The sequence below is a fragment of the Dyadobacter sp. 3J3 genome, from assembly GCF_009801115.1.
In the GTDB taxonomy this organism is placed as follows: Bacteria; Bacteroidota; Bacteroidia; order Cytophagales; family Spirosomataceae; genus Dyadobacter.
Map to the genome: position 1 here is coordinate 54,219 of NZ_VTOL01000013.1, position 21,978 is coordinate 76,196.

Here is a 21,978-nt window from a genome sequence, read left to right on the forward strand (position 1 = left end):
AATTCTTAAAAATTTTACATTTTGACAGACTTAAAATGATACTTAAACATACAGATTCGCGGACTGGCGGTGAAATTACTTTTATTCAAAATGAAACGTCATTTCGGCAATCAGCTGCGCAAAATGGAAATGTTTTTACCCTTTGTTGGAATCAGGGCCCGGACCAGCAGGTTTGGATAGATGGAATAGAATTTAAATTTACTTCAAATAGTGTTTTACCGCTGTTTGCAAACCAGTCTTTCTCTTTTGAAAAGGCTTCTGATATAATTGCCTGGCAGTATAATCGTGATTTTTACTGTATCATCGATCACGATAAAGAAGTGGGTTGTGCAGGTTTTTTGTTTTTTGGCTCTTTTGGAAATCTTTTTATCCGGATGGATCAAATACATCAGCAAAAACTTGACACATTGAAAAGTATCTTTATTGAAGAGTTCAAAACCATGGATGATATTCAGACCGAGATGCTTCAGATGCTTTTGAAGCGGCTGATTATTATCACAACACGGCTGGCTAAGGAGCAATTTGCGGATCTATATCCGGATAATAAGTTTGATCTGATCAGACAATTTAATATGCTGGTTGAGAGAAATTTTAAACAGCAGCACGAAGTGCAATATTATGCCGGTGAATTAAATAAATCACCCAAAACGCTATCCAATCTTTTTGCGCGCAGTAATCACAAATCACCGTTGAAAATTATTCACGACAGGATTATTATCGAGGCAAAAAGACTGATGCATTACACGGATAAGTCCTCAAAAGAAATAGCGTATGAATTGGGTTTTGAAGATGCGGGGCATTTTAGCCACTTTTTTAAAAACGTCACCGGACAAAATATCAAATCTTATAAAAAATGGGAAAGTGAAGGTATATCTTTTGAACTGGTAAAATAATCCTGTTTTTACTTGAGATTTCCTGCATAGCCAATCCTAAGCTTAAAAGCTTGATTAAGAACGGCTATATTGTTTCGGCTTCATCCCGATGTGATCATTAAAAACTTTTGAAAAATGACTGAGGTTGGTAAAACCCAGTCGGTAACCTACTTCTGACACAGATAATTTTTCTGTTTTTAACAAAAGTGCAGCTTCTTTCATTCTGAATTGTTGGTAATAATTGAAAATGCTGTTACCAAAAATTTGGCTGAACAATCGTTTTAGCTTGGTTGGGCTCATGTGGGCGTTGGCTGCCAATTCCTTTATGACGGGTGGCGTCGCAAGATTTGTCAGCATTTGATCTTTTATTTTGTAAAGGATTTGTATATCCTGTGCGTTCAGATCATAGATATTCTTTTCGTTCCGCCTGTCCAGTTCCAATAATAATCTGCAAATCAGTTCCTCTGCCTTTACCCTCAGAAAAAATAATTGAAAAGTTGGATCAATAGGTTCGAATACAATTTCATCTACAATTTTCTGCAAAGAAGGATTTATCATATGTTCAAATACCAATGGCTGCGTATTCTGTAACAGACTTTGCAAAACCGGCGACTTTTCTGACGTGTCAAATAATCCATTCAAATAGTTCGCATCCATCTCTATATTAATCGTAGCTGTATGGGTATGAATCGGAAGAATCGCATCTGTGTTGATAGGTATAGTGGCAATCAGAACAGACGGAATTGTCATAAATTGATCCACATTTGATACTTTTTCCGTTTTGGGAAATATATTCTGAAATTTAAAAAGTATCATTTTGGCACCTGAATCGTTGCCCGGATTTTCGACAATCATATCCTCATTTAATTCATAATTGAGGATTAGCATTCGGATATGTTCGTTAAAAACAAATCCCGAGCAATAACCCTTCCCAAATTTTTCAGGGATTTCCAGTCTTCTGTTCTTTATATCGGCCCCAAGTAAATGAGCAAATCCTTTTAAAATATTTGGAACTGTTGGTTCCTGGTGTGTGATCATAAAAGTCTGTTACGGCTATTTTTGAGTCTTTTTTGATTATATTATCTCTAATATACCGAATATTTTTGTCTGTACGATTAATGATACCAGGCATGTTACTGAATAATAAACAAATAGCCATTATAGGAGGTGGCCCGGGAGGGTTAACGCTGGCAAAGCTTTTACAACATAAAGGAGTAAATGTAAAAGTATATGAACGGGATTTTGATATAGAAGCCCGAATCCAGGGATCACCTCTTGATATGCATGAGGAATCAGGGTGGGCTGCTATTCGCCAGGCAAATTTGGTTGAAGCGTTTAAAAAAAATGTACGCAGGGGCGCAGATAAAAAGATCATTGTAAATGAACACGCAGAAATAATTTTCAGCGATCATAAATCCGGTCAAAATGAAAATTTCGCAGATGAACCTTCCCGTCCGGAAATAGACAGGGGAGCGTTGAGAAAGATATTTTTGGAATCTTTGGAGTCGGAAACAATTGTGTGGGACAGTCATTTTATTTCGATGGAAAAACAAAATGATGGCTGGCTGATATATTTTAAAAACGGCTCTTCGGCTTATGCCGATATTGTTGTTGCAGCGGACGGCGCTCATTCTAAAATCCGTCCCTACGTCACAGACATCAAGCCATTATATTCCGGTTTTACAATGGTTGAAATCAATATTGATAATGCAGAAAAAGCGATTCCCGAAATTTATGATTTGCTGAATGGAGGAAAGATAATGGCTTTCGGAAATGGGAAAAATATTCTGGGAGGCCAGAAAGGTGATGATGGGTTGGGTTTTTATGCAAGTTTTAAACCTGATGAAAACTGGGTTTCAGACAGCAAATTGGATTTTTCTGATCAAAAACAAATGTTGCAGTGGTTTAAAAAGGAATATAGCGAATGGAGTAGTATGTGGCACCAGCTATTTGAAAAGGCTAGAATGCCCATTATTCCGCGTCCAATTTATTGTGTGCCTTTGGACCAAACATGGGAAACGTTGCCCAACTTAACCTTACTTGGAGATGCGGCTCACCTAATGCCGCCTTTTGCCGGGGAAGGTGCAAACACATCCATGTTTGATGCCTTGGAATTGTGTGAATGTTTAACATCTGATAAACACAGTAATGTGCTCGAAGCTATTTCTTTTTACGAAGTAACAATGCGAAAAAGAGGAGCAATGGCAGCTAAACATTCACTTGAAAATGGCGAACGGATGCACTCCAAAGAAGCACTTGAAAAAATGCTGGGGGTATTTGGAATTAAGTAACTGCCGATTATAAAAAACACCTTAAACAAAAAATCGCACCTTGGTGCACTAACTATGACTAAAATCGCAATGCCATTGATATTTCGGGTTGTTCCTGAATTTTGCTGGGTCCATGAAACGCCATCAACAGAAGTGACAATTATGCCGCCAGTACCTACTGCGATAAAGCTGCCATTTACATAAATAATGCTGCTCAATGCTCCGTACTCGCTCAAATTTGTCGGTTGCGTTGTCCATTCAACACCGTCTGTTGACGTACGAATGATACTTGCCGAACCTACGGCAATGTATTTTCCTGCTCCATAGGCAACGTCGAAAAGCTGCTTACCTGGCAGAGGATAATGATTCTCCCAGTTATTTTGGGCGTTCGCATTGAAGATATTCAAGAGGAGAATTCCTGTGATCAACGTGTTCAGGATATAGCGATGTGATACGGTTGTGAATAATTTTTTCATGACTAATAATTAATTGAAAATTGAGTTTGAAATTGGGGAGTGACGGTATTTAGTGCTACTCTCCCAGATTAAGATTGAAAATGCAGGAGGTAAGTCCGACAAATAAAAAGAGATTACTTTTAAAGCGATTTTCCATAGCAACGGAAGTAAAATTTTGATTGTAAAAACTGTAAACTGTTTTGCCTGACCTGAACATATTGCTGTGTTTCGGAAGGCAATGCAAACTTAGAGCTGACAAAAAGCTGTTGCAATTATTACAGGTACACAAAAGGTAAACGACGATAAAAAGAAAGTATACAAAAAGTGAACAGACTCAAATTGGGTCTCATAATGTGGGAGTTACAGATCAGGTATATCGGTATTACATCAGCTTGTTGTGACCGGATCCGGGTAATTCTCCTTGCAGATTCAACAGATATTGTAGAAAAAAGCTGATTGTGAAGTTGACATATTTGAGGTTTTTACATCTGTTATGTGAAAATATTTTACCGCAATACTCGAATTTTTCTCTGCTCGGTCAACTGGTAAAGTGAAAGTTGATGGAGTCATCAACCATCGTGGAGGCGTAGAGGAGAGTTGCTGGTTTAGTAATTTTAAGACTAAGCTATCACATTAAACTACCAATTACCTGGTTTTGAATCTGCTCAAAAAGTCATTCTGCGGCAAAAAACTATGAAAACTAACTATTTTAGGTAGGACGGGATAGGTTTGGACTTTTGATTATTTAGCCGGGTAAAATGGTGTTATTATCACTCCATGTTTTAAATTCATTACATTATGCATCGCAAAATTTTGCTCGTCACCGGGGATGGTGGCGAAAGTTACGAAACGCTCTACGCCGTTCATCGCTTTCAGGAAGAAGGCGACATCGTGAGGATTGCTGCCCCCAGCAAACGCCGGCTTAACCTGGTGATGCACGACTTCGAATCCGGTTGGGATACGTATGTAGAGCGGCCTGGCTATTGCCTGGTTTCAGACATGACGATCGAGGAGGTGGTAGTAGATGACTATGACGCCATTCTGCTGTTGGGTGGCCGTGCCCCCGAATACCTGCGTAACCATGCTGCGCTGTTAGAAGTAGTACGTGAATTTGACCGGAAGGGGAAATGGGTCTTTGCCATCTGCCATGGTATCCAGATTCTGGTTACTGCCGGATTAGCCAGGAATCGAAAATTAACGGCTTACGAACATGTGCGAACCGAAATTGAAATGGGTGGTGGCATATATTCTACACAACAGGCAGTTCGCGACGGAAATATTATAACCGGACAGACTTGGCAATCACACCCAGAGTTTTATCGCGAAGTTTTTGCCTGTTTTAAAAAAGTAGAACTCATGGAAGCTTAGATGCCAAATCGGTAGCCTATTGTTCTGCCTTCTTCATTCTTTTGGTGGAGAAGGCAGAAACAAAAGAGTACTGTTTTAAGCCAATATATGGACAAAGATCCGGACAAAATTATCCATCTTTGCTTCATTCGTAATATGATCGCTAAATGTCGCTCAAAGAGTATAATGAGGTCAAAAGGAAGTTATATCCTACACCTGTAACAGGAAATCAAGAGGGTGCATTCGTTAAATGTCTTCTATCGGATTATAAATACTTACGAAAAACAAAAATATTTACTTGACGCCCTGGTATTCTTCGACAAAATAATGAACCAGATCTGCGAAGAACGTTTATAGCACATTATTGAAACGTGTTGGTTTTTGAAACAGGTAAATCACTTCGTAGAAAGATCAGAACGCAGTGCGGTAGGTGCCATGCCGAACTTCTTCTTGAAAGAATATGAAAAGTGTGAGAGGCTTTCAAACCCCAGGTCAAGATAAATGGCCGAAGGTTTTTGATGTTTGGTTTCGATAAGGTGTTTTGCTTCTGTAAGCCGTTTGTCCTGCAGCCATTGACGAGGTGGAGTACCAAATGTTTTCATGAAATCGCGTTTGAATGCTGCCAGGCTTCGTCCCGTAAGCTGGGCGAATTTTTCAATAGGAATATTGAAATGAAAGTTACTGAGCATGAACTTTTCCAGGTCGATCTTACAAGGTTCTGCAAAGTTGAATAAAAAATTACGAAGGCCTGGTACGGCCAGTAGTAATAATTTAATTCCTTCTTTTATTTTCAGTATACCCATTTCATCCGTCATAGCGGCTCCTGAGCTTCGCGCATATGGAATAATAGACTGAAAATATCCCTGGAGGAATTCGTTATATGGAATTAAGATATTGAGTGGGCCAATATATTTCTGGTCAGCTTCAAGCTTTTCTTCCAATACAATCTTGCGTAAAAGGTCTTCTTGCAGGGATATTACGATTGTTTCATAGTTACCACCAGGCAGCGGTGTTTTGGTGAGTGTACCCAGCTGATTTTTGCTTACCAGAAGCAGTTCTCTACCGGTCGTTGACATGTTTTGCCCGGAAGTTTCTAAGATTAACCGCCCAGAAACCTGCAATATTAACGTATGGTGGTTCCAGAAACATACTTTCTCTTTCCGCTCAGAGGAGAGGTAAGAATAGAAAATCACTCCCGGAAGAATTTCTGCTGGACTGGTCATTTAGCGTTGTAAGTAAGTGCCGCCATGAATGGCGCCGATTGCAAAAGTAGTGTTTAAGGTGTTCATTTCTTCCGGAGTAAATACAATATCCATTGCTGCAATGTTTTCAGGCAGGCGCGATCTGCGACTCATACTTACCAAAGGCATAATTTGATCGCCTTGCTCCTTCACCCAGGCGATTGCAACCTGTGTGGGCATACAACCTTTATTAAGGGCTAATTGCCTTAGTATTTCTACTTTCTTTAAATTGGAAATCAGGTTTTCACCTTGAAAACGAGAGAAATGGTTACGGTGATCATTTTCTGCTAGCGGTGCTTGCAGTTCACCGGTTAATAATCCTTCGGCTGTATTCGCGAAGGCCACAATTGCAATGTCTAATTCCTTTGCTGCTGGCAGCAGCTCGCTTTCTATTTGACGGTCGGCCAGCGAATAGCCAATTTCCAGTGCGCTTATGGGGTGAATTTCGTTTGCTTTACGAAGTTGGTCAGCCGTAATTTCCGATACGCCAATGTATCGTACTTTACCTTCTTTAATCAGGTCTGCGACCGTTCCGATGATATCTTCCACCGGAACACTACCGTCCATTCGGCTGGGTTGGTAGAGGTCAATGGTTTCAATACCCAAACGGTTCAGGGAGTAGTTTATAAAATTCTTGATAGCCATTGGGCGCAAATCCATTCCAAGCCACTGACCATTGTGAAAGATTGCGCCGAATTTTACGCTGATAAAGGCATCGTCGCGCCTTCCTTTAATGGCTTTGCCTATAAGCATTTCATTATGACCAGCGCCGTAAAAGTCTCCGGTGTTCAAAAAATTAATACCGTTATTCAAGGCTTCATGAATCGTGGCAATACTTTCTTTTTCGTCAGGCGTAGTTCCGCCCCAGATAGAGGACATACGCATACAGCCCAAACCAAGTCTTGACACTAAAGGGCCATTTTGACCCAACTGAATTTTTGTGATGTTTTTCATGATACAAAGATCAAACTTCAAAACACATAATAGTTTCTTCCACGGCTCAAATATATTGCCCTTACGGCTCATTTTGATTTCAGGGGTCGAGAAAATGATTTTGTCGGAGAAAGTATAGGATTAAGTTCAATAAGAAATTTATAGTATTCTCTCAATTATTCAACTTGGCTGTGATTTTTGTGATACCTGCCATGGAGAATTGCTTTTTCAGGAAATCAGGGTTATATAATATTATAACTTCGCTTTTCAATGATAAGTAGACCAGAGGAGCTTTGCTCTTGTGTGATTGTTTACAACCATAATTTGTCCGGAAATTAGGCCTATGCAGGTGGTGATGAAAAACAGGTATCGGATCTTTGCAATTCAGTGGTTTTCTTTGCTGGTAATTGTTTCTTTATCATTAGCTTGTTTCGCAAATGCTGCAAATTCAGAGCCAATGATGGTAAGCTTTAAGGATGTTTTGGTTAAGCCAGATTTTGATTCGATTGTATTACTGACACCGGATACATATTGCCGGGATACTAATCCGATTATCTTAACTGTGACGGGTGAAAATATTACCTGGTATGCCGATGCTAGCAAATTAACCAGGCTTGCGCAAGGCAACAGCTATAATCCTTCTCTGCTAAATAAAACCACCACCTATTTTCTAAGTCAAACGATCAAGGGAATTGAATCGCCTGTCAAGGCCATCACTATTGAAATCGTGGAATATTTTTTAACCGATGTTAAGACAACTCGTGCCGGTTGCGGGAAAAATGATGGCACAATGACCGTCAGTGCCCGTGGTGGATCAGTTAGCTATCCTTTGCGATATCAGTTAGATGACGGCCCTTTACAACTCTCTCCGGTTTTTACAAATCTTTCGGCAGGTACTTACAAGCTGGCAGTTTACGCCGCTAACTGTTGGGGTTCAATTGATATAACAGTGGATGGGCAGACATCACCGATAATTTCGGCTATTGATTCAAATTCACCTCATTGTGGTAGCACAGATGGATCACTGCGTATTGTCGCCTATGGCGGAACAGGCATTTTGAGCTATTCCCTAAATGGTATTGATTTCAAGGATGCTAGTTGGTTTGAAAATCTATCTGGTGGAGTTTACAAAGTTTCGGTTAGAGACGATAGCTTATGTACCGTTTCGAAGCAGATCTCCCTGAAAAATAGCATAAAACTTCAACTAAATGCAGTTGGACTAATTCCTACCAGCTGTGGCAAACCCAATGGCCAGGTGACAGTCAATGATGCAGAAGGAAATGGACAGCTGACTTATTCGCTCACAGGTCACTCTGATCAGCAGTTGCCTGTATTTGACAATTTGTATGCCGGTAATTATCAAGTATCAGCAAAGGATGAGGATGGCTGCAGCGACACGCAGTTAATTGCAGTTGCTGACAGTGAAGGACCAATAATTACGCATATTGACAAGCATATGCCTACTTGTGATTTGTCGGATGGCGGCCTAACTATCTCTATCACTGGCAGGGGAAACCATTTTTACAGTATTGATGGTGAGCATTATCAGCAGGATTCGTCGTTTGCCCGACTCTCGGCAGGAAATTACATTGTGACTGTAAAAGATGATGCGAACTGCACTACTGAAAAGAACATTAATCTTGACGAGCCCTGCGGTCAGCAGCTTTACTTACCTACTTCATTTACCCCTAACAATGACGGAATAAACGATAGCTGGACTATTTACTTTCCAGTTGCCAGTCTGGATATAAAGGAGCTGACAATTTACAATCGGTGGGGTGAAGTTATTTTTAACAGCAAGCCAGGAAGTGTGCAAAGCGGAACGATTCTTTGGGACGGTAGTTATAAGGGAATTATTTTAAATGGATTATTTACTTACCAAATAAGGGTACAGCTATCTTCTGGCCAAAGTTACCTTTACCACAGTACGATTATTATACTTTAAGAGCTGATATTTGGTCTTAGCGACATTGTTTTTTTGAATCTTGCTGCATATTAGGCTGCGCAAAAAGTTAGCATACAAATAGCAAGATCTCAGCTAAAAGATCTGTCTCAAATAAAATCGATTTAAATTAGTATTAGAAAATACCTTCCGTGAGTCAGACAAGCACCCGTCAGACATCCATATTAAAATTATGTTAAATAAATTCCAGTTTAGGAGGTAAGTTAAATTATTAGTAATTGTTGTAATTTAATAAACTATAACAATTTGGATGGGTGTATAGTTAAAATACTAAATCGTGGCATAGCCAGTTTTATGTTTGAACTACCTCTGAAAAATAGGAAATGAAGGATACGCTGATTGATCGGTATTGGAAGAATCCAGATGCCTTGGTCATCCGATTATAAATCATTGACCTGATCTAGTTAATTTCAGCAGTGGCTGCCTTTCCTCAATTTCTGAATTTTGGTGATTATTAGCTTCGAATTCTCCACCCCCCGTGAACGCTACGGAGCAAACCGTACTGAAAGGGCATAAGTATCATGTAGTCATGTTTGAGTAAAGGACTTTTGAGAATCAGGTATTGGTCATTTTGTTAAATCTTTACGACAACTTCCTGGTAATCAACTCCGCTGCCTCCCGCAAAGCTTGCACGATTTCCCTTTTACGGGATGCGGAAAAACGATATTCAGGAAGAAATATGCTAAGTCCGGCAACGACAACTTTATTTTCGAAAATAGGAACCGCAAATCCTAGCAGGTGTGTATGTTTGAAATGGGTCATGGCAAGTCCCTCCTGTCTGATGTAATCCAAAGCGGACAGTAAGCCCTCTGGCGAACTTGCCTCCTCCCATGTAACCGTGTCGGGGAGGCCATTTTGTTGCAGGAATCGTTCTCGTTCTTTTTCAGGCAGATAGGCAAGCAATAATCTGCCACTTGCCGTTTCGTATACGCTGCGTTCTGAACGAATGCGCACCTGAATATCCTGATTGCTGTTTACAACGTGTAGTATGTAGCGTTTATAGTGCCTTAGCGTACCCAGGATACAGGATTCATTTAATCTGGCTGTCAGATTTTCCATCTCGTCCTTTGCTGCATTGACAAGATTCTGTCCATAGGCAACCTCATTGGTAAGCTGAAAAGCAGCAGGCCCGAGACGATATCCTTTCTTTTTTCCAATGTGCTCCAGATAGTTCTTTTCTGCGAGTGTCTTGATGATGTTGGCGGCCGTAGCCTGATTCAATTGAAGTTCATCAGAAATCTCGGTCAGTGAAATTGCCTGCCCGTTGCGCTGCGCGACGAGTTCCAGAATATCCAGTGCTTTTATGACGACTTGTACCATACTTGATCAATGTGAGAGTAAATGTAAAAAAATATTGGAATTAAAAATTTATTTCAAACCTGTTTTGAATTGAAGGAAAAAATTAAATATATGGTTTTTTGAAGCACCAAATGATTTTCAATAACTATTCAGCTAGTTTTTATTGTATAATTCCAGGTTTATAAATCCATATTATTTTTACCAGGAAATATTTTTATTGGATTTTTTGGTTGATAAATAAAAATATAATAATCTTGCAATGTGATAGTATAATTTATCATTGTTAAAGTATAACCTAGGACTTATGAAAATATTCATTACCAACCTGACAAAATACTGGCTCTGCACAGCTCTTATGTGCTGGACTGGTTTAGCTGTTGCGCAGGAAGTGACAGGCAAGATTTCGGATGAACAGGGGCAGGCGCTGCCTGGGGTTAGCGTGGTAGTAAAAGGTACCCAAAAAGGTACATCGACTGACGTAGAAGGTATTTTCAAGGTAAATGTTACGGAACCTAATGCCGTCCTTGTCTTCTCCTTTGTCGGCTATCTTTCTCAGGAGGTGGCGGTCAGCAACCGATCCAAAATTAACCTGACTCTGAAAGAGGATAATAAAGCGCTCGATGAGGTAGTAGTTGTGGGTTACGGTACGCAGCAGAAGAAAGACCTCACGGGTTCCATAGCATCTGCTGACCTTGTTGCGTTTAAGGAATCTCCAAACGTCAGCATTTTACAGTCACTAAAAGGTTCATTACCAGGTTTAACGATAAGCCAGACCAACCGGGCAGGGGATGAACCATCGATCAATATCAGAGGTACTTCCACACTGAATGGCAACACAGCTCCGCTTATTATCGTAGACGGAATAATTTTTAACGGACGACTTTCAGACATCAATCCCGCCGATGTGGCCAGTGTGGACGTATTGAAAGACCCCAGCAGTAAAGCAGTTTATGGTTCACAGGCGGCAAACGGTGTGGTATTGGTAACGACCAAAACAGGCCGGTCAGCCACCAAACCATCGATTACATATTCAGGTAGTTATGCAGTTTCTTCGCCAACAGTCAATGCCAAATTGCTGCGCAGGGATGCGTTTCTAGAAAAGGTAAGAGATATTAACTACTTGAAAGCCTTCACCAAGGAATCAGGCTATACGGTCGCTGATCCAGCCTGGACTTTTGCAAATTCAGAGTTCCTGCCTCCAAATCTGGCAGGATTCAATGCTGGCAATGATTATGACTGGTATGGAGAACTCACCCAAAACGCACTGATCAATAACCAAAACATCAGTATTTCCGGCGGTTCTGAGAAGACGAATTATTTTATGTCAGGCGGTTATACCAATGAAAAAGGGTTCATCAAAAATGACGATTATTCCAGGTACACCATGCGTATCAATCTGGATACGGAAGTTGCCAAATGGCTTACGCTGGGAGCAAACACTTCGGGATCTTTTACCAACTTCTTCAAAGATGCGCCTGATATGAATTCGATTGTGGGTACCAGCCCACTGGTAACGCCTAGGGACGCAAACGGAAATTACAATATCAATCCGATTGGAGATTTTAATACAAATCCATTTCTGGCCGCCGAAAACGACCGTTATGAGGTACAAAGTCGCTTTGTAGGTAATTTCTATGGCATCTTTCGCATTCCGGGCGTGACAGGTTTTAGTTATCGATTGAATTTTGGACATAACCTGAAATTCTTCAAAAACTATGCTTCCAGCATTTATGGTGCGGGCCAAACAGGGTCTGCTTCAAAGAATGATGCAACGCAATATGATCAAACGCTAGATAATATTTTTAATTACACCAAAAGCTTTGGTAAACACAATATCAATGCAACGGCAGTGTATGGCTACAATACCTCGAAATTCAACCGGACAATAGCCTCAGGCACAGGATTTTCAGACTTGAATTTATCTTACAACAGTTTGCAGCAAGCCGGAATCCAGAAAATATCTTCGGAAGCCTGGGAAGAGGCTTTGCTCTACCAAATGGGAAGTATAGCCTACAATTACAACAGCCGGTACCTGGTCAAGGCAACGGTTCGCCGGGACGGTTTCAGCGGGTTTTCGAAGAAGAACAAAACGGGTATTTTCCCCTCCATCGGATTAGGCTGGGTCATTTCGGAAGAAAAATTCTTCAAAGTTCCGGGAATAGAATATCTCAAAATTAGAGGAAGTTACGGCGAAAACGGTAATAAAGTAGGTCGTTACAGCTCGCTGGCCCGCGTGAGTGCCGATGATGCTTCGAAATATGTTTTTGGTGACGGGGGACTTACCTCTATTGGCAGGTCCGTATCTTCTCTGGCCAATCAAGACCTTAAATGGGAGAGAACCCGGGGCATCAATATTGGGCTTGATTTTGCGATTTTGAACAACCGGATTGATGGAAATATCGAGTATTACACATCAAATACCAAGGATCTGCTTTGGCAAAAAACACTACCGCAGACCTCCGGGTTCTCCAATGTCTTCACCAATTTGGGGCAGATAAATAATAGGGGGATAGAATTTATGTTGCACGGACAGCCGGTGAAAACCAAGGTAGTGACATGGGATTTAACTGTTAACTTTACCAGAAACCGCAATAAAGTTGTTACGATTTTAGGCGAGGACAACAACGGTGATGGTGTAGAAGATGACCTCGTATCAAGTGGTCTGTTTATCGGAAAACCAATTGGAACCATTTACGACTTCAATACGCAGGGCATTTACCAATTGGCCGATGAAAAGCTGGCGGGTTTCCAGGCAGGAACGTATAGGTTGGAAGACATAAATGGCGATCAAAAAATCACGGCGGCAGACGATAGAAAGATTTTAGGCAATACAGAGCCCGCATACCAGTTTGGTATTCAAAACACGGTATCCTACAAACACTTTACGCTTCGGGCCTTTATCAACTCCGTGCAAGGTGGTAAAAATAGCTATTTGAGTGCCAATTATCCTTATGGCTACAACGGTACGTCGGGCAATGCCACCAACTCAAACTGGTTTGATTTTACAGATTATTGGTCACCACGTAATCCGAACGGGAAATATCCAAACCCCTGGATAGCCTCGCCTGCTTTTGCCAGACAATACGTTCAAAGAAATTTTGTACGGTTACAAGACATTTCTTTATCATATAGCCTCAGCGAGAAACTGGCCAGGAAAATCAGGGCAGCCAATGCCAAAATATTTGTGAGCGGGAAAAATCTTTTCACCTTCACCAAATGGGAGGGATGGGACCCGGAAACGAACACGACATTAACACCAGTGGACGGCTCGACGGTCAATACGGCTTTGGGCGTAACTTCCATCAATGCTTTTCCCGTGCTGAAATCGTACTCTGTTGGCCTTGAAATCACCTTTTAATTTCCGATCTCTCATGAAAAATATAATATCTAGACCATTCCTTTTTGCACTTGGTGTGCTGCTCTTCACAGCATGTAAAGAGGAGCCGTTTTTGCGGGAAGAACCTTTGGATTTTTACAGCCCCGAAAACTCTTTTATCAACGCAGGTAACTTTGACGCTGCTCTCACGGACTTATACGCCCGGGTTCGGGCAATTCAGAGCGTGGATGGCGGCGCATCCCTTTATTCAGAAGTTTTGGGGACGGACCTGGCCTTTAACGCACGTTTAGCACCCGACCGCTTGGGAAGTTACGCAGTGGCATTAACTCCCCAGGGCAATATTCCAAACCAGCACTGGATTCGTTGGTACAAAATTATCGCTAATGCCAACACCATTATTTCAAGATCCGCAACGGCAAGTCTTACGGATGTTCAGAAGACCGCATTCAGCAGCGAAGCCAAATTGTTCAGGGCCTATGCTTATTTCAAACTGGTTCACTTATTCGGGGATGTCCCTTTGATTATTGAAGAAATAAGCAACCCGAAAAGTGATTTTACCAGGGCACCCAAAGAGGAAATTTTGAAACAAATCGTTGCCGATGCCACCGATGCAGCAACGAACCTGCCCAATGTAGATGTCGTAAAAGACGGAAAATTGAGCAAAGCAGTTGCCAATCATTTATTGGCAGAAACATACATTTCCCTGAAAGACTACGACAAAGCAATCGCGGCGGCAACCGAAGTAATCGAAAAATCGAATCTGAAACTGATGAACGAACGTTTTGGCAGTTTGAGAAATAGTCCTGGTGATGTTTATTACGATTTATTCAGAGTTGGCAATCAAAACCGCAAGTCAGGTAATTTAGAGTCTATTTGGGTAATTCAGTACGAGCTGGATGTGATTGGTGGCGTATTGACTTCATCAGGGAGTGCTTTGAATAACTTGGAAAGATCCGCAAGCCCGGCTACATTTTCCATCGTTGATCCTGATGGAAAAGCGAGTCTGATTGACGGTTTGTCAGCTTCTACTTTAAATTCGGGTGGCAGAGGCGTTGGATTTGTTCAGCCCACTGATTACTGGACTTACGAGATTTGGGGATTAGACCCGAAAAATGATAACCGCAAATTGGATGCTTCGGTCACGGATATCAGAACATCACCATTTAATATTCCCAGGGATTTTATCTATACCAATCCACTCTCAACGAAGTTTTTTGGTAAAAGCTTGCTCGACTTTCCGGCACCTAACTGGAATAATGCCACAAGCAGATGGCGTTGGTTCCCATATCCATCTAAAATTACGACACCAGGGCAGCACCCCGTTGGAGTAGTACAAGACCAAACAAAACTGACCTTGAAAACTTCGGCCGGCGCTACGTTCAGGGATATGTATATGATCCGTCTCCCGGAAACAATCTTGCTGAGAGCAGAAGCCTATTTACTTAAAGGAAATTCCGCATCCGCAGCCGCCGACATAAACTTGGTACGTAACAGGGCGAAAGCCAAGCCTGTAACCGCTACGGAAGTTACGCTGGATTACATCCTGGATGAACGGGCCAGAGAGTTAATGTACGAAGAAGACCGCCGCATTACGCTTTCCCGGATGGGGAAATTGGTAGAGAGGGTAAAGAAATACAATGCACTAAGCGGCCCCACAATACAGACGTTCCATGCTTTGTTTCCGATTCCATTCTCAGAAATACAGGCCAATAAGGATGCTAGACTGGAACAAAATCCTGGGTATTGACAGGGCTTTTTATGAGTTGTAGCTCTCTGGTTGAAAATAGAATGATGTGAAACGGGTAATAGGACACATGCGATTGTTTACAGAAAAACAAAATAAAAAAACATGAAGCAGATCACGCATGTACTAGCCATTTGGGTCATTTTGATCGGATGCAGTGGCACCCCGGAGAGTCAGTTTGTTCCGCAGGTTGAGACGCCCGCAGCGGCCAACCGCACTCGGTCAGTTGTGTTTGATTATCTTAAAAAAGTGATTGAAAATAATCAGGTGATCATCGGTCAGCAATGCAGCGAGACTGCTAACATAGCCGCTGATTATGCCAAACATTTTAAAGGCATTTATGATCTTACAGAAAAATACCCTGCCTTATTAGGTCTGGAATATGGCTATTTTTCGAATGTCAACATCAGCCTGAACAACCAGTATGCGATAGAGCACTGGAAAAAAGGAGGATTGGTAACGATCAGCTGGCACGCGGATAATCCCTGGAAAGATGGCTATAATGTCCGTTGGAATTCTGAAACGAATAAAGATACCATCCAGGTTCGTCAATTACTGAAATCAGCGGTTGCATCCCCGGCCCGGACGAATTACCGGAATGAACTTGAAAAAGTGGGTGCTGCTTTGAAAGAACTGAAAAACGCCGGAGTGATCGTGCTCTGGCGACCCTTTCATGAAGTAAATGGCAACTGGTTCTGGTGGGGAATTAATAACAGCAAAAATCCTACCAATCAAGCTGATTATCAAATGCTTTGGAGAGATATGCACGATACATTTACAAATGAATTCGGACTTGATAATCTGCTTTGGGTTTACTCGCCAAGTGCACCGGGTACCTGGGTTCCACCCGTCGATGTCATGTATCCGGGAGATGCCTACGTGGATTTGGTTGGTACGGATATATATTCAAAAACGCCCGATTTTCAGGATTACGGTGCTCTAAAGAAGTTGAACAAAATAGTGGTCAACGGAGAAATTGGGCCGTCAAATGAAGGTTACGGCAAGTTTGATCAAATGGCTGTTTTGAATGCCTTTAAAGGCAAAGCGGCGTACTTTTTACAGTGGCACAGCTGGACAAATGCCAAAGTGGGAATTAAAGACAATCTCAATTTTAAGGAAATGATGAACGATCCGGCGGCGATTACGCTGGATAAAATGAAATAAGAAATCAATACTATAAATACTTTCAGTGCTATGCCGAAAAAGAAATATTTAACAATAATTGGATTGACGTTTTTTGTTTTTCAGTTGATAATTGAAAGTTCATTTGCGCAATTTGTGGATTCCTCCACAGAGCGGGTAAAAACACCCTTATCGGTTTCTTACAAACAAATCGGAACGCTGAAACCACGGTCGACAAAAGAAATCGAATCCTCCCGCATCACCGTCGGCTGCGAAACCCTTGACAGAGATTTTACAGATTTTAATACCTACAAAAACTATTTGTCTCTTTTGGGGGTAAAAAAAATAAGATTACAAGCGGGTTGGGCCAAATGTGAACAAGTCAAAGGGCTTTACGACTGGAAATGGCTGGATGAAATCATTGATTTCGCAGTAGCTAACAAATTGGAGCCTTGGTTAGAAACCTCTTATGGAAATCCGGTTTATGAAGGTGGCGGCGCAAAAGGCTTGCTAAACAGTATGCCCACATCGCCCGAAGGTTATGCTGCTTATGATCGCTGGGTTGAAGCATTGGTTACCCGTTACAAAAGCAAAGTGTTTGAGTGGGAAGTTTGGAACGAGCCTGACCATCCCAGTCAAAAAAATGAACCTGAAACCGTTGCGGACTTAAATATTCGTACTGCCGAAATTATAAAAAGGATTCAGCCCGATGCTAAAATCGCGGGTTTAGCCTTTGCTTCGCACACCGATACTGTTTATTTAGACCGCTTTTTGAAAGTAATTAGCAACAAGAAAAAGCTAGATTTATTTCATTGGATTTCCTATCACAGTTACGATTACCGGCCAGAGGATTCATACAAAGGAGTAATGAATTTGAAGAAAACGATTGAAAAGTACTCAAAAAAACTGCTTTTAAGACAAGGCGAAAACGGCGCTCCGTCGGGTTATATTCCAAATTATGCTTTGGATAAGTATTACTGGACAGAGTACAGCCAGGCCAAATACGATATGCGTCGGTTGTTAGGCGATTTGGGAAGAGATATAGAAACATCGGTTTTTACGATCATCGATATTGCCTACGCAGGAAACCCGCCTGTTTTGAACATGAAAGGTCTCATTCAATCGGATTTTACGAAGACTGCTATCCGCCCCAAAGTAGCTTATTATGCCGTTCAGAATCTGGCTTCCGTTTTTGACAATTCATTGGAACTGATACCTGATTTTTCGGCGAGGGCAAGCACTAACGAGTCAGTTTCGCTATTTGGCTACCAACAAAAAAACACGAAAAAACAAGTAATAAGTCTCTGGCTGAATGGCAAAACGCCAGCTAATTCCTTTATCACTGTGCCCACTGATATTGTGGTTGAAAATGGTAATTTCAAGGAACCTGTTTGGGTGGATTTAATGACAGGACACGTTTATGACATTCCCAAATCAGACTGGTCTAAATTGGGAAATACATATACGTTCAAACACATTCCGATGTACGATTCGCCTGTTCTAATTGCCGAAAAATCAGTGCTAACCTTGATCAAATAATGAAAGTCAGATTATTACAGCGCATTTTCTTACTTCTTGGTTTACTCGCGATCTGTTTCACACATCCCGTGCACACGCTGTCGCAGTCCACGAAATCCATTGGTACAGAAGCCATTGCTGAAATCGCTATGGAAAGAGGATTGAAAGAAATTGATCTGGGAATTTATGGCGGAATACTATTTATGCAGGGAATGAGCGAGCTGGCGGTTCTACAAAAAGACCCGAAAACCTTGAACAGAACCATTGAGATCTTCGAAAAATTCAAAACCAAAGAAATCAAGGGACGAGGAAGTTTTATCAGTTACGAGGCCGGGGGAAGTGGGGTGGCATATTTGAATTATTTAAAAAAGTCGGACAAACTGAAAGAACAAACTGAGGAGTTTGCCGATAAAATGTTCAAAAACCAAAAACGTACCTCCGAGGGGTTACTCACTGCTCCATGGCTTAAAGACAGCCTCGATCAATTTATGATTGACTGCGCTTTTGCTGTGACACCTTACATGTTGTACGCAGGTTTGAGCATGAACAAGCCCGAATACGTAGATCTGGCTGTTTTTGAAACTCTGGAAATGTTCAAAATCCTGAAAGATACCAACAGCCTGATTCATCAGGGCAGAGGTTTTCAGGGATTGGGAACCATTTCGGAAGACAACTGGAGCCGCGGAAATGGTTGGGGCGCTTTTGCGCTGGCATTTCTCGTGCGGGACTTGCCGGCTACCCATCCAAAGAAAAAAGAAGTGAACGAGCTTGCCAAAAGTTTCTTTACGGCTGTTCTAAAATACCAAAATCAGGAAGGATTGTGGAACCAGGAAATGACCGAACACACCTCTTATGTAGAAACTTCGGGTAGTGGCTTGATGCTGTTTGGTTTAGGCATTTGTATTGAAAAAGGCATTATTGACAAATCTTATTTACCGCAATTCGTCAAAGGATTGAGCGGGTACACTTCTTACATCACCTCCGATGGATCCATAAGTAACGTAACCATTGGCTGTCTTTGTCCGGGAAAAGGCACCAAAAAAGATTACATCAAACATGCCTGGAAACGCAACGATATTCATGCATTCGGGCCGGTCGTGTTGGCATTTGCCCAGGCTGCCAAGATGGGAATAAAGGAAATAACGCCTGCAAAAAGCATGGGCTGTTATGTCGCCGATTTTGATAAACCGGTGAAACCTCAGGCTTATGTAAGATACATGCCGGAAGCCAACGGAAATATTTGCTGGGAAAACGACCGTATCGCCTTCCGGGTATATGGTCCGCCGGTGAAAAACAGAGTGAGCAGCGGTATTGATATCTGGACAAAATCGGTGAATTATCCCATTATTTCAAAATGGTATAACGATAATAACATGGGCAAGTCGTATCACGAAGACCACGGCGAAGGTAACGATTTTTATCATGTTGCCTACGGAAGAGGCTTGGGAGGAACGGCTATCTGGCGAAATGGAAAGCCTTTTATCTCTCAGCCTTATGCAACACACCGGATTCTAAAAAATACCGAAGAAGAAGTTTCTTTTGAACTCAATTTTGACGCTTGGGATGCCGACGGCGTCAAGGTGAGCGAAAAGAAGGTCATCAGCCTGAAAATGGGAACAAACTTTTGCAAGGTAACCAGCACGTTTATGACGGATTCAAAAGAGGCCTTGACGATTGCTTTGGGGATTTCTTATACCAATAAACCTGAAATCATAAGTGACGGAAAAAATGGTACACTTACGCTTTGGGAATCCTATCTGCCTCAAAATGGAGCGTTAGGCACTACGGTTAGGGTAAAACCTGCTGATTTCAAAGCTTTTGTCGATTATGAAAAAGAAAAATATATTCTTTTGAAGGCCCAATCGGGCAAGCCGATAACGTATTATGTGGGCGCAGGTTGGAGCAAAGCGCCGCAGTTTAAGACCAGGCAGGATTGGCTGGATTATGTATCCACACTGGCATTTTATTGATTTGAAATGAGGAAAGAATTAAAGTATATATTATTGGGATTATTGTTTTGCTTTTCCGGCTCATTTGCCCAGACAGAAAAGTTGGCTGACTCCGTATGGCAAAATCTACCTGAACATCCACGACTATTTGCTAACCAAACCAAGATCACTTTGTTGAAATCGCAAAAAGATGAAACATCCATTCAACTTTTGAAACTTCTGAAAAACGAAGCTGATCAATATTTAGTGGCCGATAAAATTATGTACCCAAGTCAGGGATTCAAGTTTGGTGCCATGCGACAAGTACAGGGAAGGATTTTGGCATTGTCACTGGCATACAGGGTTTTTGGCGAAAAAAAATATTTTGAAAGGGCCAGAAATGAGCTGATGGAAATTGCTGAACTACCCGACTGGTGTCCGGGTCATTTTTTAGACGTGGGCGAAGGAGCATTGGCGGCAGGGATTGGTTTTGATTGGCTTTATGACGAATTAAGTTTGAAGGAAAGAGAAAAAGTAAAAAATGCCATCGTTAGAAATGCCCTTTTGCCGTCATTAGAAGTGAAAGAAAGCAATATCAACAAAAGCTGGCTCAATGGAACCTTTAACTGGAATCCAGTTTGCCACGGAGGGCTTGCTGTTGCAGCGCTGTCCATCGCTGAGTCAGAACCGGAGTTGTCGCGGCGTATAGTAGAGCGGGCGATCCAGTATTTGCCTATTGCTGGTAACGAATATAAACCCGACGGAGCGTATCCCGAAGGGCCCAGTTATTGGTCTTATGGCACCAGCTTTTATGTAATAGCCATAGAAGCCTTACGCACAGTCGTTGGCACAAGCTTCGATCTGGAAAAAAAAGAAGGGTTTTTGAAAACTGCCGATTACAAAAAGCACATGCTCGGTACCATCGGGGAGGAGTTTAATTATTCTGATTATCATGTTGAAAATCTAAACGAACCTATCATGCTTTGGTTTGGTAAAGAACTAAACAGGTCAGATTTAGTAGCCGACGAAATAAAAAAAATACAAGAAGGTCTACAACAAGACACGGATGCCAATGTACCAAAAAACGTGTCTTTGAACCGTCATTTTCCGTTGGAGATACTGTGGTGGGTACCAGATTTAAGGAATGACAAACAAAAGTCCCTAACAAAACATTATACCTCACAGGGTAACCTGGATTTGGGCGTAATGAGGTCGATGTGGAACGATCCAAAGGCTGTCTATGTGACAATTAAAGGCGGGACGCCTGACTATTCCCACGCACACATGGATGTTGGGAGCTTCGTTTTAGAGGCGAGGGGTGTTAGATGGGCCGTAGATTTAGGCACTGAAAATTACGATAAAATGCGCGCTGCCAAAATTGACTTATGGAATTACAGCCAATCCAGTAGTCGTTGGACCACTTTTCGAGTTGGCTCAGAAAGTCACAATATTCTCCGATTCGATGGCGGGAATCAACAAATTGATGGCAAAGCAACCATCAAGGTGCTAAAAACAAAAACCGAAGCCATAGGAAACAAGGTTGATTTAACCAGCTTATATTCAAAAAAAGTCAAAAAAGTAGAAAGGACTATTTTGCTCAATGCGGATAAATCGGTTTCAATTCTTGACGAATGGACGACCAAAGATGCCACCGTAGACGTTGCCTGGCAATGGATCACCATGGCAAATGTCAGTAAAACGGCATCTGGTTTATTGTTGGAACAGGACGGAGAATCACTGGAACTGCTGATAGAGCAGCCACTTACCCTGCGTGGTATTTCCATAGAAATAGAAGATGTTTCGGCACCCAAAAATTTGCAGGATTCCCCTAATCCAGGATTGAAACGGATTGTAATAAAGCAGACAACACCTGCAAAATCAGAAGGAATGTTATTTATCAAAGTCAATTCAGTTATTACTAATAGATGACAAAGTCATCCAACCAATGA

The 21,978-nt window shown here is 41.7% G+C and carries 14 protein-coding genes; 10 read left to right on the top strand and 4 right to left on the bottom strand.

Translation table 11 applies throughout. The features are described 5' to 3' along the window. The first annotated feature begins 35 nt into the window (after nt 1–35). On the top strand, nt 36–893 hold the full coding sequence (locus FZF08_RS24535; protein WP_159474942.1) for an AraC family transcriptional regulator: 858 nt from the start codon (nt 36–38) through the stop codon (nt 891–893). A 54-nt stretch (nt 894–947) separates the two neighbouring features. Here FZF08_RS24535 and FZF08_RS24540 read toward each other — a convergent pair whose 3' ends face one another. Further along, nucleotides 948–1,910 carry an AraC family transcriptional regulator gene (locus tag FZF08_RS24540; protein ID WP_159474944.1) on the bottom strand — a complete coding sequence of 321 codons (963 nt, stop codon included), beginning with the start codon at nt 1,908–1,910 and terminating at the stop codon, nt 948–950. Between the two features lie 92 nt (nt 1,911–2,002). Here FZF08_RS24540 and FZF08_RS24545 point away from each other — a divergent pair, with 92 nt between their 5' ends. Then, on the top strand, nt 2,003–3,163 hold the full coding sequence (locus tag FZF08_RS24545; RefSeq protein WP_159474946.1) for an NAD(P)/FAD-dependent oxidoreductase: 1,161 nt from the start codon (nt 2,003–2,005) through the stop codon (nt 3,161–3,163). A gap of 1,232 nt (nt 3,164–4,395) precedes the next feature. Further along, complete coding sequence (locus FZF08_RS24550) at nt 4,396–4,965, top strand: DJ-1/PfpI family protein (protein ID WP_159474948.1); 570 nt, start codon at nt 4,396–4,398, stop codon at nt 4,963–4,965. 374 nt (nt 4,966–5,339) lie between these two features. Here FZF08_RS24550 and FZF08_RS24555 read toward each other — a convergent pair whose 3' ends face one another. Further along, entirely contained in the window at nt 5,340–6,167 is an 828-nt protein-coding gene (locus FZF08_RS24555) for an AraC family transcriptional regulator (protein ID WP_159474950.1), read from the bottom strand. After that, on the bottom strand, nt 6,168–7,139 hold the full coding sequence (locus FZF08_RS24560; RefSeq protein ID WP_159474952.1) for an aldo/keto reductase: 972 nt from the start codon (nt 7,137–7,139) through the stop codon (nt 6,168–6,170). It lies immediately after the preceding gene. A gap of 334 nt (nt 7,140–7,473) precedes the next feature. Between FZF08_RS24560 and FZF08_RS24565 the strand changes: the two genes are divergently transcribed. After that, entirely contained in the window at nt 7,474–9,063 is a 1,590-nt protein-coding gene (locus tag FZF08_RS24565) for a gliding motility-associated C-terminal domain-containing protein (protein WP_159474954.1), read from the top strand. A 600-nt stretch (nt 9,064–9,663) separates the two neighbouring features. Here the strand turns inward: FZF08_RS24565 and FZF08_RS24570 are convergent. Then, complete coding sequence (locus FZF08_RS24570) at nt 9,664–10,401, bottom strand: IclR family transcriptional regulator (RefSeq protein WP_159474956.1); 738 nt, start codon at nt 10,399–10,401, stop codon at nt 9,664–9,666. Nucleotides 10,402–10,684: 283 nt separating this feature from the next. Here FZF08_RS24570 and FZF08_RS24575 point away from each other — a divergent pair, with 283 nt between their 5' ends. The 6 genes from FZF08_RS24575 (at nt 10,685) to FZF08_RS24600 (ending at nt 21,958) form a co-directional block, all read left to right on the top strand. After that, nucleotides 10,685–13,738, top strand: a complete 3,054-nt coding sequence (locus FZF08_RS24575) for a TonB-dependent receptor (RefSeq protein WP_159474958.1) — start codon at nt 10,685–10,687, stop codon at nt 13,736–13,738. Between the two features lie 13 nt (nt 13,739–13,751). After that, complete coding sequence (locus FZF08_RS24580) at nt 13,752–15,464, top strand: RagB/SusD family nutrient uptake outer membrane protein (protein WP_159474960.1); 1,713 nt, start codon at nt 13,752–13,754, stop codon at nt 15,462–15,464. A 102-nt stretch (nt 15,465–15,566) separates the two neighbouring features. Then, nucleotides 15,567–16,625, top strand: coding sequence for a glycosyl hydrolase (locus FZF08_RS24585; RefSeq protein ID WP_159474962.1), 1,059 nt, complete (start codon nt 15,567–15,569; stop codon nt 16,623–16,625). Between the two features lie 30 nt (nt 16,626–16,655). Next, nucleotides 16,656–18,122: a GH39 family glycosyl hydrolase gene (locus tag FZF08_RS24590; RefSeq protein ID WP_159474965.1), complete on the top strand. Its 1,467-nt coding sequence runs from the start codon at nt 16,656–16,658 to the stop codon at nt 18,120–18,122. After that, nucleotides 18,122–20,071 (top strand): DUF4861 family protein, encoded by a 1,950-nt coding sequence (locus tag FZF08_RS24595; RefSeq protein ID WP_159474968.1) that lies wholly within the window; start codon nt 18,122–18,124, stop codon nt 20,069–20,071. The genes FZF08_RS24590 and FZF08_RS24595 overlap by 1 nt, the downstream gene beginning before the upstream one ends. A gap of 6 nt (nt 20,072–20,077) precedes the next feature. Continuing rightward, nucleotides 20,078–21,958, top strand: a complete 1,881-nt coding sequence (locus tag FZF08_RS24600) for a heparinase II/III family protein (RefSeq protein ID WP_159474971.1) — start codon at nt 20,078–20,080, stop codon at nt 21,956–21,958. Nucleotides 21,959–21,978: the final 20 nt, after the last annotated feature.